15 protein-coding genes are annotated in these 14,999 nt (G+C 39.4%); all 15 read left to right on the forward strand.

All coding sequences use genetic code 11. The features are described from left to right. The first annotated feature begins 4 nt into the window (after window positions 1-4). The gene (locus tag V1497_RS09195) at window positions 5-637 is read left to right on the forward strand and encodes a CpsD/CapB family tyrosine-protein kinase (RefSeq protein WP_349410672.1); all 633 of its coding nucleotides are present in this window, start codon (window positions 5-7) and stop codon (window positions 635-637) included. 188 nt (window positions 638-825) lie between these two features. Next, window positions 826-2,646, forward strand: coding sequence for a nucleoside-diphosphate sugar epimerase/dehydratase (locus V1497_RS09200; RefSeq protein ID WP_349410781.1), 1,821 nt, complete (start codon window positions 826-828; stop codon window positions 2,644-2,646). A gap of 17 nt (window positions 2,647-2,663) precedes the next feature. After that, window positions 2,664-3,548, forward strand: a complete 885-nt coding sequence (gene galU, locus V1497_RS09205; protein WP_349410673.1) for a UTP--glucose-1-phosphate uridylyltransferase GalU — start codon at window positions 2,664-2,666, stop codon at window positions 3,546-3,548. A gap of 72 nt (window positions 3,549-3,620) precedes the next feature. Further along, a complete protein-coding gene (locus V1497_RS09210; RefSeq protein ID WP_349410674.1) occupies window positions 3,621-4,775 on the forward strand; it encodes a glycosyltransferase family 4 protein in 1,155 nt (384 codons plus the stop codon). Next, on the forward strand, window positions 4,760-5,908 hold the full coding sequence (locus tag V1497_RS09215) for a glycosyltransferase family 1 protein (RefSeq protein WP_349410675.1): 1,149 nt from the start codon (window positions 4,760-4,762) through the stop codon (window positions 5,906-5,908). Before V1497_RS09210 ends, V1497_RS09215 begins: the two co-directional genes overlap by 16 nt. Then, complete coding sequence (locus V1497_RS09220) at window positions 5,874-6,800, forward strand: glycosyltransferase family A protein (protein ID WP_349410676.1); 927 nt, start codon at window positions 5,874-5,876, stop codon at window positions 6,798-6,800. Before V1497_RS09215 ends, V1497_RS09220 begins: the two co-directional genes overlap by 35 nt. Before the next feature lies 1 nt (window position 6,801). Then, window positions 6,802-7,863, forward strand: a complete 1,062-nt coding sequence (locus tag V1497_RS09225; protein ID WP_349410677.1) for an EpsG family protein — start codon at window positions 6,802-6,804, stop codon at window positions 7,861-7,863. Between the two features lie 28 nt (window positions 7,864-7,891). After that, window positions 7,892-8,647 (forward strand): glycosyltransferase family 32 protein, encoded by a 756-nt coding sequence (locus V1497_RS09230; protein WP_349410678.1) that lies wholly within the window; start codon window positions 7,892-7,894, stop codon window positions 8,645-8,647. Next, window positions 8,644-9,840, forward strand: coding sequence for a glycosyltransferase (locus tag V1497_RS09235; protein ID WP_349410679.1), 1,197 nt, complete (start codon window positions 8,644-8,646; stop codon window positions 9,838-9,840). The genes V1497_RS09230 and V1497_RS09235 overlap by 4 nt, the downstream gene beginning before the upstream one ends. Before the next feature lie 25 nt (window positions 9,841-9,865). Next, entirely contained in the window at window positions 9,866-10,468 is a 603-nt protein-coding gene (locus V1497_RS09240) for a sugar transferase (RefSeq protein ID WP_349410680.1), read from the forward strand. A gap of 2 nt (window positions 10,469-10,470) precedes the next feature. Continuing rightward, window positions 10,471-11,109, forward strand: coding sequence for an acetyltransferase (locus tag V1497_RS09245; protein ID WP_349410681.1), 639 nt, complete (start codon window positions 10,471-10,473; stop codon window positions 11,107-11,109). A 1-nt stretch (window position 11,110) separates the two neighbouring features. Further along, window positions 11,111-12,280, forward strand: a complete 1,170-nt coding sequence (locus tag V1497_RS09250) for a DegT/DnrJ/EryC1/StrS family aminotransferase (RefSeq protein ID WP_349410682.1) — start codon at window positions 11,111-11,113, stop codon at window positions 12,278-12,280. Window positions 12,281-12,329: 49 nt separating this feature from the next. Further along, window positions 12,330-12,662, forward strand: a complete 333-nt coding sequence (locus V1497_RS09255) for a helix-turn-helix transcriptional regulator (RefSeq protein ID WP_349410683.1) — start codon at window positions 12,330-12,332, stop codon at window positions 12,660-12,662. A 17-nt stretch (window positions 12,663-12,679) separates the two neighbouring features. Next, window positions 12,680-13,717, forward strand: coding sequence for a glycosyltransferase family 2 protein (locus V1497_RS09260; RefSeq protein ID WP_349410684.1), 1,038 nt, complete (start codon window positions 12,680-12,682; stop codon window positions 13,715-13,717). Window positions 13,718-13,772: 55 nt separating this feature from the next. Beyond that, window positions 13,773-14,987: a CDP-glycerol glycerophosphotransferase family protein gene (locus tag V1497_RS09265; protein ID WP_349410685.1), complete on the forward strand. Its 1,215-nt coding sequence runs from the start codon at window positions 13,773-13,775 to the stop codon at window positions 14,985-14,987. The last annotated feature ends 12 nt before the right edge of the window (window positions 14,988-14,999 follow it).

Here is a 14,999-nt window from a genome sequence, read left to right on the forward strand (position 1 = left end):
ATTCATGGGTGTTATGAAAGAACGACAGAAATATCGTAGATTGACCTCACAGTCCGTAGAAGAATTTCGGACGTTAAAAACCCATCTACTGTACTCTTTAAAAAGAAGAAACAGCAAATCTCTTTTGATCACCTCGCCTTCTAATCAAGATGGTAAATCATTTATTACTACACATCTTGCAACTGCTTTCGCAGAAGAAGGAAAAAAGGTTTTAATTATCGATGCAAACTTTAGAACCCCTGCCCAACATCATTTCTTTCAAGTGGAAAACCGAAAGGGTCTTACAAACATTTTATGTGGTGAAAAAACGATCGAAGATACGATCCAAAAGACAAACATATACTGCATCGACTTGTTGCCGAGTGGTCCTAAACCACCTAACCCGCCTCAATTGTTAAGATCAAATGTAATGTCTGACGTGATGGAATATGCATTTTGGAATTATGAAATCGTATTACTGGATTCTTCAGCCATTCTGGAAGTTTCCGATGCTGAAATCATCTCCAATTTATGTGAAGGCGTTCTACTCGTTATTTCGCAGGACAAAACGAAGGTACAAGAAGCGAATGAAGCAAAAAGGATATTGGAACTTGCTCATGCGAATGTAGTCGGAATCACCATCAACCGAAAAGGGTGAACTTTTATATCCTATCGTTCTTTATAAAGAACAAAAGGTGATGTCTCCTTGCCGTTATCAATGGAGGCACTCGGGCATGCTGTGGGTTGAAAAACCTTAGACGCTGGTCGTCGAAAGTGTGTTGTGAGGATGGGTTGAATGCCCTGTTTCATTTGTTTTCGATGTAGAAAGAGAAGGGAGTGATTCCTATTACTTATAGAAAGAGAGTTTCGTTATTCAGCGTACTTGATACTGGGCTGATTCTGTTTTCACTCTTCATTGCATTCATGTTGGTTTCTGAAGGTCCTGTACCTTTTTCACATATAAGCATAATAACCGGGATCTTGTTAATCAGTTATCATATTTCTTCCTACCATATGAACCTCTACAAAACAGCTTGGGAGTATGCAAGCACAAGGGAATTGATTGTCCTTCTAAAAACCTTCCTAATGTCAATGTCAAGTACATTTGTGCTGCAGATCATTGTTTTTCAATTTATTCATATTGAATTGGTGATTGTCGCAATGATGAGCATGAGTACATTGATTGGAGGTTTCAGACTACTGTGGAGGATTTTCACAAACAATTATATGACAAAGAGAAGTAATAAAAGGACTTTGATCATTGGTGCAGGATCGGCAGGAACTATGATTGCAAGACACCTGATCAATAACCAGGAAACCGATCTGTTACCGATTGCATTCGTGGATGATTGTGTGAAGAAACATCACCTCCACATTTATGGGATCCCAGTGTTGGGCGGTATGCGCTCACTAAAGAAGATCGTCGATGAATATAACATACACATGATTATCATTGCTATACCTTCACTAAGCAAAGCTCAACTCAATCCGATTATTAAAGAATGTGCATTGACGAATGCAAAAACTCAAATTCTTCCAAGACTTGAAGACATTGTCTCTGGAAAGGTTTCATTCAACCAATTCAGAGATATTGAAGTGGAAGATCTTTTAGGAAGGGAACCTGTTGATCTCGATATCCATACCATCGCGAGCACAATTACAGGTAAAGTCGTATTAGTGACTGGAGCAGGTGGTTCCATCGGATCAGAAATCTGTAGACAAATTGTAAAGTTCAAACCGAGACAGTTGGTTCTACTCGGGCATGGAGAAAACAGCATTTATACTATTCACCAAGAGTTGAAGGGTGGGGCTGGGAATCAAGACATTATTTTGACCCCTGAAATCGCCGATATACAAAATGCGGAAAAAATGATGAAAGTGATGAGCATGTATGTTCCTGATGTCGTCTATCACGCTGCTGCCCATAAACATGTGCCTATGATGGAGCGAAATCCAGATGAAGCGATAAGCAATAACCTGATCGGTACTTTAAATGTAGCCAAAGCATCAGATCAATGCGGAGTCCATACGTTTGTTATGCTGTCTTCCGATAAAGCAGTCAACCCCACAAGTGTGATGGGAAGCACAAAACGGCTGGCTGAATTGGTTATCCAGGATATCAATACACGTAGTCGAACAAACTTCACTGCTGTTCGCTTTGGTAACGTTCTCGGTAGTCGGGGAAGTGTCATCCCCTTATTCAAAAATCAGATTAAGGACGGAGGGCCTGTGACCATAACCCACCCGGATATGGTCCGTTACTTTATGACGATTCCTGAAGCTTCGAGGCTCGTCATTCAAGCCGGGGCCTTATCCAAAGGTGGAGAAATATTTGTGTTGGATATGGGAGAACCAGTAAAAATTGTCGACTTAGCTACCAATTTGATTCGCTTAACGGGTTACTCACTAGACGACATAAGGATCGAGTATACAGGAATTCGTGAAGGCGAGAAATTATATGAAGAACTATTGAATGAAGACGAAGTATCAAAGGAACAGATCCATCCTAAAATCTATCTTGGGCGTACATCAGCCATACAACTAAAAGAAATCGAAGATCTGATTAAATCCTATAAAGATATGGAAAACAATCGATTACGTGAAACGTTACTACAATTAGCCAACAAGAAAGCTGAAAGGGAAGTCGAACTACAAAGGTCAAGTTGAGGAGGGAATTTCACCTTATGAAAGTAAAAAAAGCAATCATTCCTGCAGCAGGACTTGGGACCAGGTTCCTACCTGCTACAAAAGCCATGCCAAAAGAAATGCTGCCGATCGTGGACAAACCGACTATACAATACATCATCGAAGAAGCAGTGGAATCTGGGATAGATGATATTATCATCGTGACTGGAAAAGGGAAAAGAGCGATTGAGGATCATTTTGACCATTCATTTGAGCTTGAACAGAACTTATTTGAAAAAGGTAAATTCGATTTATTGGAAGAAGTGAAGAAATCTTCTAACATTGTGGATATTCACTATATTCGCCAGAAACAGCCCCTTGGGCTTGGACATGCCATATGGTGTGCGAGAAAATTTATCGGTGATGAACCATTTGCAGTATTACTAGGAGATGACATCGTAAGGGCTGATCGCCCTTGCCTCAAACAACTGATTGAGCAATACGACCAGTACGAAGCCTCTATCTTAGGTGTTCAACCCGTACCGCTAAATGAGGTGTCCCGATATGGTATCGTAAATGGAACAAAGAAAGGAGAAAGGCTGCACGATGTTAATGACTTGATAGAAAAACCGGAAACATCGCTTGCTCCTTCCAATCTGGCGATCCTCGGGAGATATATTCTCAGTCCTGCCATATTTGAAATTCTAGAGAGGCAAGCACCTGGCTCAGGTAACGAAATTCAATTAACGGATGCAATCTCAGAACTCAACAAGTTTGAGAAGGTTTATGCTTATCAATTCGAAGGAACACGACATGATGTAGGAGAAAAAATGGGATTCATAAAAACAACGATTGAAATGGCATTGGCTCGGCCTGAATTGAGGAATGATCTTATGGTCTACCTCACGGATATTCTTGATCATCAGCTCATTGATGTGAACTGACAACTAAAAAATTTGAAATGAGGATGTATACCATAACTGGTTACATCCTTTTTTCAATTGAGGGTGATCCGGATGGCAAAAAAAGTACTTTTCACAGCGACTGTCGATTATCACTTCCTAGTCTTTCATCTACCGATCTTACGATGGTTCAAAGATCAAGGTTGGATAATCCATATTGCTGCGAATGGTCATTTAACAATTCCATACGTAGACAGAAAGTATGACATCCCGTTTGAAAGAATGCCTCTGAAGTGGAACAATGTCAAAGCATATCAAAAACTCAAGTCATTACTTGAGGAAGAGAACTATGATTTGATTCATACTCATACCCCTATTGGTGGTGTGCTTACAAGGCTGGCTTCCATGCAATATAAAAAGACGCCAACTAAGGTAATCTACACCGCACATGGTTTTCATTTTTGTAAAGGGGCACCATTAAGTAATTGGCTTCTTTATTATCCAGTCGAGAAATTTCTTGCTCGGCATACAGACTGTTTAATTACGATTAATGAAGAGGACTATCGAATCGCGACTTCTCGAAATTTCAAAGCTACAAGAATTCATTGGGTTAATGGAGTAGGTGTGGACACTAAAGCGTTCAAGCCAATGAGCTCAACTGAAAAACGGGTGATGAGAGCAAAATTCGGCTATCAATCGAATCAAAAATTGATGATCTACACAGCAGAGTTCAATAAAAACAAAAATCATCAAATGTTGATAAATGTATTGCGTTTCTTAAAAGAAGATAGGCCAAACATTAAATTATTGCTCGCTGGCGATGGTCCTCTGTTGGAGCAATGCCGAAATTATGCCAAACGATTGGGCGTAGCTTCTGAAGTTGATTTCTTAGGCTATCGGAATGATATTTCGAAAATCGTCCCAATGTGTGATTTAGCTTTATCCAGCAGTTACAGAGAGGGCTTGCCGGTCAATATCATGGAGACGATGGCATGTGGCTTACCGGTGATTGCAACTCGTAACCGTGGACATGTTGAATTAATAAAGGAAGATGAAAATGGATATTTAGTGGGTTGTAATGATACCAAAGCGATGGGAGAGCGAATAAAGCAAATTCTAAATGATTCGGACCTTCAGTTACGGTTAGGACAATCTGGTAGGAAAATGATCGAGAATAAATATTCAACCGTATCGACATTAATGCAATATAAGAGGATATATGAAGGAATCATGAGGTCAGATGGGGGAATTGAATGGAAAGCCCAATGAGAGTGCTTCATACTGTAGTGAACATGAATCGTGGTGGAGCAGAAACGTTACTGATGAATCTATATCGGAGAATCAATCGTAAGACAATACAATTTGATTTCTTGACTAGTCGGGAAGGGATATTTGATGACGAAATCCGGAAATTAGGTGGCCGTATTTATCGAATTCCTTATATCACTGACTTAGGTCCTATAGCATATCAGAAAGCTCTTGAACAATTTTTCTCCTCAGATATGAAATACCAAATTGTACATTCTCACATGGACAAGATGGGCGGATTGATTTTAAGTACAGCAAAGAAGAGCGGAATTCCGATACGGATTGCACACAGTCACAACACAATGAGTGAAGGGAATAAGCTGCAACAACTCTTTAAATGGTATGTCGGGAGAAGAATTCTTAGTGATTCTACCCATCAAATTGCTTGTTCGAAAGATGCTGCTAGTTGGCTCTTTTCCAAACAGGCTGAGAATGCGTATATTCTTAAGAATGGTATCGAGACTAAAAAGTTCAAATTCTGTGCACTAAACAGGTTGAAAAAGAGGTTCGAATTACAGTTGAGGGAAGATGATTTTGTAATTGGGCATGTAGGCAGATTTAACCAACAAAAGAACCATAACTTCCTTCTGGATATCTTTGCAAAGGTGAAAAAAGTAATTCCTAATGCGAAGCTGGTTCTGGTCGGTGATGGTGCATTGCAAGGAGAGATGAAGGCACGTGCGGAGGTTATGAAAATTGAAAAGCATGTACTTTTCACGGGTGTCCAGGAAGATATCGCTTCTTATCTTCATGCTTTCGATCTATTCCTATTTCCATCCTTACATGAAGGATTGGGGATTGCCCTGATTGAAGCTCAAGCGGCAGGATTGAATTGTATCGTTTCAGATCAGATTCCCAAAGAAGTGGATTTGGGAATAGGGCTTATACATTATACACCATTGGATGATCCTTTTGAATGGGTTAAGAAAACCATTCATTTTCAAAACAATCGTTTTCCGCGCTCAATTTATCAAGGCAAAATTATAGAGGCTGGATATGATATTCAAAATGTCACCATGGAAATGGAACGTTTCTACCTTTCTTTAAAAGGAGGCAATCATGAAAACGTTGACGGTGTTTACGCCAACTTATAATCGAGCTTACTGCCTTCATAAATGCTATGAAAGCTTAAAGAGACAAACGTGTAAAGATTTTAAATGGCTGATCGTTGATGATGGCTCGACAGACCGAACAAAAGCACTGGTATCTTCTTGGCAGGAAGAAGATCTTGTGGAAATCATCTATGTAGAACAAGAAAACATGGGCATGCATGGTGCCCACAATACTGCATACGAAATCATCGATACTGAACTAAATGTCTGTGTCGATTCCGATGATTATCTTACAGAAGAAGCGGTAGAAAAAATACTATCCTTTTGGAAGGAAAGTGGGGGAGAGCATGTTGGTGGGATCATGGCACTCAATATTTCTCCAGAAGGAAGAGTCATTGGAACACCTTTTCCTGCTTCATTAAAGACTTCCACGCTATATGATCTCTATCAAAAACATCATATACGAGGAGATAAGAAGCTGATCTATCGGACTGAACTAACAAAGCGATACCCGTATCCCATCTTTGGTGCTGAAAAGTATGTCGGTCTGGATTATAAATATCTCAAGTTGGATCAGGAATTTGAATTGTTAGTTTTGAATGAAGCGATTTGTGTGGTCGAATACCAGGAAGATGGATCCTCAAAGAATATGTTGTTTCAATATCGCAACAATCCAAGGGGATTCTCCTTCTATAGGAAGGAATTGATGAAGCTCCCATTCGCGACCTATCGGTTCAAATTACGACAGTCTATTCACTATGTATCTAGCAGTTTACTCGACCGGAACTCTCACTTCATCAAAGAGAGTCCATCGAAATTCCTGACACTCATATCAATACCTTTTGGACTACTTCTCTACTATTACATCATTAGTAAGACGACGATCGCAAGAAAAGAATATGTGAGTAAGATGCGATCTTGGAAGGATAGTTAGTATGGGCATCTTGTGGGTTAATCTAGGTCTTGTTTACAGCTTTTCATTATTAGCCCGATATTTTTCGTACTCCAAGTCTCATTTTGAAAATAAGCCGAACATGTTTTTTGTTCTGAGTACGATGCTTTGCCTCATTCTTGTTTCTGGATTGCGTTCCAATATTGGTGATACCTATTATTATATGCATGCTTTTGTCGTCAACGAATTTACATTGGAGACGATATTAGGGCAAAAAGATATCGGTTTCGGCCTTTTACAGATGATTATTAAGCAATATACGAATGATCCACAGGTTCTTATCTTCTTATGTGCTCTCATAACCAACCTACTGATCGTACTTGTTGTGTACCACTATTCGAGATTGATTGAATTGAGTTTATATATTTATATCACAAGTGGCCTCTTTCTTGTTTCCATGAATGGTATAAGACAATTTGTAGCAGCCGCGATCCTGTTTGCTGGCACGAAATTCATATTAAATGGTGACTGGATCAAGTTTCTGATGGTCGTTTTGTTCGCATCGGCTTTTCATCAAAGCGCCCTTATCATGATACCGGTTTACTTTGTAGTTCGTACCAAAGCTTGGTCAAAAGCTACCCTATATATTATCCTTGGCTCTTTCGTGTTTGCCATCGGATTCGAACAAACTTCTTCCTTGTTCTTCAAAATAATTGAAGATACTCAGTATGGTCACTATGTAGAATTTGAAGAAGGTGGCGCAAACTATATCAGGGTCGGAATATATAGTTTGCCGATCATTGCAGCATTTTTAGCAAGAAACAGATTAGGTCAAATTTTTCCGTATAGTGATTACCTTGTAAACCTTAGCATCATCGGATTGGTATTCATGATCATATCCACACAAAATTGGATATTTGCCAGATTCTCCATTTATTTCAGTCTATATCAATTAATTCTCATAACGTGGATTGTGAAATCCTTCCGTCATCATGATCAAAAGTTTGTTTATTATTTAATCTTAATTTTCTATGCCCTATTTTTCTATTATGAACATGTTGTCACGCTTAATGTATTTTATAAGAGTGACTTTATCCAGTTTTAAGAGAGTGGAAGGCATGAGGTGATTAATCATGGATAACGTAAAATATTCCATCCCTAAAAAAATTCATTATTGCTGGTTTGGTGGTTATGAAAAGCCGACGATCGTGAGTAAGTGTTTGGAAAGTTGGAAGGACAAACTTGATGGGTATGAGCTGATCGAGTGGAATGAAAGGAACTTTGATATTGAGTTCAACCAGTATGTAAAGGAAGCTTATCGGAAGAAAAAGTATGCGTTCGTAAGTGATTACGTTCGATTATATGCATTAAACACCATCGGGGGAATTTATCTTGATACGGATGTAGAAGTGTTGAAGCCATTTGACGACCTCTTAAATCATCAATCATTTTGGGGTTTTGAACAAGAGAACTTCATTGCTACTAGTACATTTGGAGCTAAGAAATCACACCCGATCATCCAACAATTACTTGATTCATATGAGGAGCGCCCATTTGTTCTGGAAAATGGAAAGTTTGATAGCTTGACCAATGTGGCTATGATAACCAGAACGTTTCAGTGTATAGGTGTTAAGTTGAATGGAGCCTTTCAGGAACCTACAAGTGAAATTACGATCTATCCGCAAACCTATTTTTCCCCATATGATTACATCAATTGCAGGTATTTCACCAATGACGAAACATACACAATCCATCATTTCCATAAAAGTTGGTTAAAGCCCAGTGAGAGGATGAAAAGTACACTCAAGAAATCCTTGTCGAAGGTAATAGGTGGAGATAATCTCCATAGAATGCGTACCTTCGTGACAGAAAGCAGGAATCGATCATGAAAAAAGTGTTGATATCCACATTCGATCTAGAAGTAGGAGGTGTTGAAAGAAGCCTCCTCAGTTTATTGAACCATTTTGATTATGAATCCTATGAAGTTGATTTGATGTTGTATAAGCAACAAGGTGATTTTCTCCAACAGCTGTCTCATAAGCCCACGCTGTTAGAGGAGGTCCCAGAATATGCCACCTTTAGACAAACCATTAGTGACACCCTTAAACAAAGGTATTTCCATATCGGCTTGGCAAGATTGATGGCGAAAAGTATGGCATCATATGCCGGCAGGAAAAAAAGATTGGAAGAACCCGGGTATTATCAAATGCAGCTGATGTGGAAATTATCCTTACCCTATCTTCCGGACTTGGGCAGAACGTACGATGTAGCGATCAGCTACCTGTGGCCCCACTATTTTGTTGCCGATAAAGTAAAAGCAAAAAAGAAAATCGCATGGATTCATACAGATTACTCGACCATTGATACGAATACACGCATGGATTTGAAGATGTGGAAGAATTTCGACCACATTATCGCAGTGTCCGAAGCCTGTAAAACATCTTTTATAAAGAAGTATCCCGAGTTAAGTGGGAAAGTCATCATCATGGAGAATATCACCTCACCAGATTTAGTAAATACACTGGCAGATCATGAGGAAGCACAGGAAATGAAAAATGATCCTCGCACCAAATTGTTGACCATAGCGAGACTTTGTCATCAAAAAGGAATTGATAATGCCATTAAAGCGATGAAACGACTTCGAGATAAAGGATATGAAAATGTAGCCTGGTATGTCGTAGGTTATGGTGGAGATCGAGGAGAATTGGAAAAACTGATTCGTCATCATGGTCTTCAAGATTCATTTTACCTCTTAGGAAAGAAAACGAACCCATATCCATACTTGAGAGCATGTGATATCTATGTTCAACCATCTCGTTACGAAGGTAAAGCCGTAACCGTCCTCGAAGCACAAATCATGGGAAAACCCGTACTCATCACAAATTACGCGACAGCAAACAGTCAACTGAAGCATGGAATAGACGGTTACATTACTGATCAAGGTGTAGACGGTATTGTCCAAGGCGTCGAGGAACTATTGTCAAACCACACGTTATGTAATGAATTGATAAAGAACACTAAAAAAAGGAGCTATCGTAATCAAAGCGAAATCAAGACATTGTATCAATTGATTAATCAATGATCATATCATTTGGAGTTGTTGCCCGATGAAAAGGATATTCGACATCATCTTTGCAATCGTCCATCTCTTCCTCTTTTCGATTTTGCTAGTGACGTTATATTTCTTAGTAAAAGTAAACATGGGGAAGCCTGTAATCCTTAAACAGCAACGTCCGGGCTTGTATGGTATGCCTTTCTATGTATACAAGTTTCGGACGATGACAAATGAAAAAGATGAAAAAGGGCGATTACTTGAAGACAGCAAACGGTTGACTTCATTCGGGGGTTTTCTTCGCAAATATAGTCTCGATGAACTCCCACAACTTTTCAACGTATTAAAGGGAGATATGAGTGTTGTCGGCCCAAGACCACTCTTAATGGAATATCTCCCATTATACAGTGAGGAGCAAATGAAAAGACATGATGTACGACCAGGAATTACCGGTTGGGCACAGGTCAATGGACGGAACGATCTTTCCTGGGAAGATAAATTCAAAATGGACACATGGTACGTCAAACATCAGTCCTTTAAGTTGGATTTAAAGATTATCGGAATGACAATTGTAAAAGTGCTAAAGGCAGAGGGAACAGCGAAGAAGGGACATGTTTCCACTGAAAAATTCAAAGGCTCCATTAAAAAGGGAGTGTAAATATGGACATCGTCGTGATAGGTAACGGAGGCCATGCTAAAGTCATACTTGATCTCATAGAAGCTGCCGGATTATACCGTGTGATCGGATATGTTGATGAAAAGTATGAGCGAACATCCTTTGAACAAGGTGTTTTTTATACCTCTTTTCATTCATTGGATTTGAAACGGCTCTCTCCTGAATGTAAAGTCATCATTGCCATCGGTGATAATCTCACTCGAAGGAAAATATACAAGAAATTAGCACTCTCAGAAGAAAAGTTTGCCACACTGATTCATCCGACAGCAGTCATCAGTCCACGAGCTTCCATCGGTCCGGGGTCCATCATAATGGCAAACGCGGTCATACATGCCGATGCGAACGTTGGAAGCCAAACGATCATCAACACCAATTCAGTAGTAGAGCATGACTGTCAGATCGGAGATTTTGTCCATCTTTCTCCTAGTGCCACTTTGACGGGTAACGTAACAATTGAGGATGATGTGTTCATTGGAGCAGGTTCAACAGTGATTCCTAGTGTATCCGTGAGAAAGGGTTCAATTATAGGAGCAGGGTCGATTGTCATCAAAGATGTTCCTCCAAACCGGAAAGCAGTCGGAAATCCAGCCGTTGTATTGGAGAAAAGGAAAGAGGGTGCATAACATGTCAGTACGAGATAAAGAAAAGATCTTTCTGTCTCCTCCACACATGACAGGTAATGAAATGGAATATGTCCAAGAAGCTTTCAATTCGAATTGGATTGCTCCATTAGGACCGAATGTGGATGCATTTGAAAAAGGGATAGCAGAATATGTTGGAGCCAAGGGAGCGTTAGCGGTCAGTTCAGGGACAGCTGCCATCCACTTGGCTCTTTCATTATTAGGCATCGGAGAAGGAGATACGGTATTATGTTCAACGTTGACGTTTGTTGCCAGTGCGAATCCAATACTCTATCTAGGGGCTGAACCTGTCTTCGTGGACTCGGAGCCTGATTCATGGAATATGTCACCGGCAGCACTCGAAAAAGCAATAAGAGAAGAGATGAAAAGAGGTAAAATTCCGAAAGCGATTATTGTCGTCCATATCTATGGACTAGTGGCTGATATGGATAAAATTTGCGAAATCAGTAAGAGGTATGGAATACCCATCATTGAAGATGCGGCAGAATCACTCGGATCAACGTACAAAGGGAGACAAAGCGGATCAATTGGAGATTTTGGCATTTATTCCTTCAACGGGAATAAGATCATTACCACATCTGGCGGCGGGATGTTGGTTTCGAATGATATCGAATCCATTGAGCGAGCACGATTTTTATCAACCCAGGCAAGGGATCCTGCGATTCATTATCAACATAGTCAAGTAGGGTATAACTATCGAATGAGCAATATCCTTGCAGGTATAGGTCTCTCACAATTAAAGGTGATCAAAGAAAGAATTAAACAGAAGAGAACAGTTTTCGAACGTTATGTCCATGGCTTTCAAGGTATCCCAGAAATTACATTTATGCCCGAATTAGAACAAACGTATTCGAACCGTTGGTTGACCACGATCCTTCTTCAACCTTCTCGGGGACCAGGGAGTCCTTCTTATATCTTAAATAAACTAAGAGACGAACAAATTGAAGCAAGACCAATTTGGAAACCATTGCACCTACAACCATTGTTCAAAAAGATGCGTTTTTATACGCATTTCAATGATAAGAGTGTCGCAGAAGGCATTTATGCAAATGGGCTATGTCTTCCTTCAGGATCAAACCTGAGCCTAATCCAACAGAGAAGAGTGATTGATTGTATACTTGGTTGTTTCATGTTAAGGGTTAAGTCCGGTTGATCAAGTTTCCTGATGGCCGGTTACGACTAAAATAAAATGGGGTAAAGCTATGATCGGGAAAAATATTATTGGTCTTCGTAAAAAGAAAGGACTTTCATTGACGGAATTAGCTGAAAGGGCGGGGATCAGCAAATCATATTTAAGTAACATCGAACGTGATGTGAATACCAATCCATCCATCCAGGTCTTGCTTAAACTCGCTCATGTTCTGCAAGTAGATATCGCAGACATCGTGAAAGACCGTAAGGAGACGACAATAGACAGAGAAATGGAGGAACTAATCAGAGCGTTTAAGCAATCCGGTGTGAAAAAAGAGGATATTGAGGACTACCGTAAATTGATTGATTTTATCCAATGGCAAAAGGAGCACGACGGGAAATGAGCAGGGGGTGAGTTGAAATGTCAACGGTGAGTATCGTCGTACCCATTTATAATGTTGAACGTTATCTGAGCAGATGCCTTGAAAGTATTAAGAATCAAAGCTATAAGAACCTGGAAATCATCTTGGTGGTGGATGGAGCAACAGATGGGTCTTTAAAAATTGCGAAGGGATATGAAAATCAGGATAGCAGGATTAAAGTCTTCCAAAAGGAGAACGGTGGACTGTCAGATGCAAGGAATTATGGAATGGGAAAGGTTACTGGAAGATATACGATGTTCGTAGATAGTGATGATTGGTTAGAAATGAATATCGTGGAACGATTGAAAGAAACCTTGGAAGAACATGAGGCCCAAGTGGTCCAGTCCGCTTTCTATTATACCTATGATCATTACATGCTTGTCGATGAGAGAGAGAGGAAAATCGGTTCTCCGCCGGTCAAATTGAACAATCTTCAGCTTATGAACGAATTAATCCGGAATAAACTTGTGAAAAACTTCGTATGGGCAAAGTTATATCAAACAGAATTAATCAAAAATATACCTTTCAAGAAAGGGGTCATTTTTGAGGATATGTACTGGAGTTATAAGGTCATGAAGGAAGTTCAACAGTATGTAATCATCAATGAACCCTTATATCACTATTACCAGCGATCCAGCAGTATATCAGGTACTTACAGTCCGAGGAGTATGGATTTAATCTATGGTATGAAAGAGCGACATACTTTTTTGAAGGAACAATATCCTGATTTGGTCTACGAATCATCAAGGCATATTCTTATGGAATACCTCAACCAGTATCAAAGGCTATTCTTACATTCACATGGATATAGAAAGACAAAAAAACATCGAGATGAGGTCCAGAAACATATTGAAAATCATCGAGATTATTATTTGGATCTGTTAAACGAAGAAAAGGATATGATCTTGATGTTACGTATGTTCCTAATTCACCCATTACTTTATATGACTCTAATGGTAGTGAAGAAACTCTTGAGCCGGCTTAGAATCCTGCAAAAAGATGAACCATTGACTATTGTGAAGCAAGATGCAAGTTAATTGAATAGACATCTCCAGTGCTTGGTCTGCTTCCATAAATGAGGAGGCTTTTTTTATGCAATCGATACTCATACAAATACGCTCCAGACTTAAAGAGATTTTAGTACTGATGGTTCAACAGCTGATGATGCTCTTTCCTATAAAGAAAAATAAATTGTTCTTCTATAGTTATTATGGTGCTCAATATGGATGTAATCCGAAGTATATAACAGAGTATATACGAAAGCATTATCCAGAAGATCATTTCAGATTGGTGTGGGCGTTCCATCAACCAGATGAGAAACCTAATTTACCTGGTGTTAAGAAAGTGAAGACGATGTCCCTTTCGTACTTTTATGAACTTTGCACCTCGAAGGTCATTATCACGAATTTTCGAACGACAAACCTTTTTAGAAAAAGAAAAGGACAATATTATATACAAACATGGCATAGCTCAATTCGTTTAAAAAAGAGTGAGAAGGATACGGAAGCTTCCTTGCCAACCAAGTATGTCAAAATGGCTGTTGAAGACTCTGAAAAATGTGATTTGCTCCTATCAGGAAGTCAGTTCAGTTCAGAGTTATACAAGCGGGCGTTTTGGTATGACGGGGAAATTTTTGAGCACGGAACTCCTCGAAACGACTTGCTGGTCTGTCATGACCTTACAGAAAGACAGAGGATTCTAAAAAAACTAGACCTGTCCGAAAAGGACAAGGTCTTATTGTTTGCACCTACCTTTCGAAATCATCATAAAGTAGACATTTATGATTTGGACTATCGACTCATTCTAAAAACGCTTAATGAAATTTCTTCGGCGAATTGGAACATATTAGTCAGGTTGCATCCCCATCTTTACAATGAGGGTGCTCATTTAGCAATGCCTGAGAAGGTAACAGATGTATCAAAATACGATGATACTCAAGAGCTATTGAGTATAGCTGACATACTCATCACAGATTATTCCTCTTTAATGTTTGATTACTCTTTGACAAGGCGCCCTTGCTTTCTTCATACACCAGACTTAAAAGAATACCTTGAAAAGGAAAGAGGACTTTATTTTCAAATTTGTGATTTGCCATTTCCTCATGCATTAAACAACGAACAATTAATCAAGCAAATGCAAGAGTTTGATGATGGGATCTTTCAGCAAAAATTGGAGCAGTTTATGAAAGAAACGGGCTCATATGAAAAGGGTGAAGCATCTTACAATCTTGTCAAAAAAATCGAATCGATCTGTTATCCCGCAAGTAATCTTCAGACGAATCAATCCAAACCGATTCAGATCCAATAAAAAGTTTTAAGG

It is taken from the genome of Pseudalkalibacillus sp. SCS-8 (genome assembly GCF_040126055.1).
Taxonomy (GTDB): Bacteria; Bacillota; Bacilli; order Bacillales; family Fictibacillaceae; genus Pseudalkalibacillus; species Pseudalkalibacillus nanhaiensis.

What these genes read in the sequence shown, in the direction of transcription:
- V1497_RS09210 (WP_349410674.1), top strand. Translation starts at nt 3,621, where the DNA reads ATGGCAAAAAAAGTACTTTTCACAGCGACTGTCGATTATCACTTCCTA.
- V1497_RS09265 (WP_349410685.1), top strand. Translation starts at nt 13,773, where the DNA reads ATGCAATCGATACTCATACAAATACGCTCCAGACTTAAAGAGATTTTA.
- V1497_RS09220 (WP_349410676.1), top strand. Translation starts at nt 5,874, where the DNA reads ATGAAAACGTTGACGGTGTTTACGCCAACTTATAATCGAGCTTACTGC.
- V1497_RS09195 (WP_349410672.1), top strand. Translation starts at nt 5, where the DNA reads ATGGGTGTTATGAAAGAACGACAGAAATATCGTAGATTGACCTCACAG.
- V1497_RS09230 (WP_349410678.1), top strand. Translation starts at nt 7,892, where the DNA reads ATGGATAACGTAAAATATTCCATCCCTAAAAAAATTCATTATTGCTGG.
- V1497_RS09250 (WP_349410682.1), top strand. Translation starts at nt 11,111, where the DNA reads ATGTCAGTACGAGATAAAGAAAAGATCTTTCTGTCTCCTCCACACATG.
- V1497_RS09245 (WP_349410681.1), top strand. Translation starts at nt 10,471, where the DNA reads ATGGACATCGTCGTGATAGGTAACGGAGGCCATGCTAAAGTCATACTT.
- V1497_RS09235 (WP_349410679.1), top strand. Translation starts at nt 8,644, where the DNA reads ATGAAAAAAGTGTTGATATCCACATTCGATCTAGAAGTAGGAGGTGTT.
- galU (WP_349410673.1), top strand. Translation starts at nt 2,664, where the DNA reads ATGAAAGTAAAAAAAGCAATCATTCCTGCAGCAGGACTTGGGACCAGG.
- V1497_RS09240 (WP_349410680.1), top strand. Translation starts at nt 9,866, where the DNA reads ATGAAAAGGATATTCGACATCATCTTTGCAATCGTCCATCTCTTCCTC.
- V1497_RS09260 (WP_349410684.1), top strand. Translation starts at nt 12,680, where the DNA reads ATGTCAACGGTGAGTATCGTCGTACCCATTTATAATGTTGAACGTTAT.
- V1497_RS09215 (WP_349410675.1), top strand. Translation starts at nt 4,760, where the DNA reads ATGGAAAGCCCAATGAGAGTGCTTCATACTGTAGTGAACATGAATCGT.
- V1497_RS09255 (WP_349410683.1), top strand. Translation starts at nt 12,330, where the DNA reads ATGATCGGGAAAAATATTATTGGTCTTCGTAAAAAGAAAGGACTTTCA.
- V1497_RS09225 (WP_349410677.1), top strand. Translation starts at nt 6,802, where the DNA reads ATGGGCATCTTGTGGGTTAATCTAGGTCTTGTTTACAGCTTTTCATTA.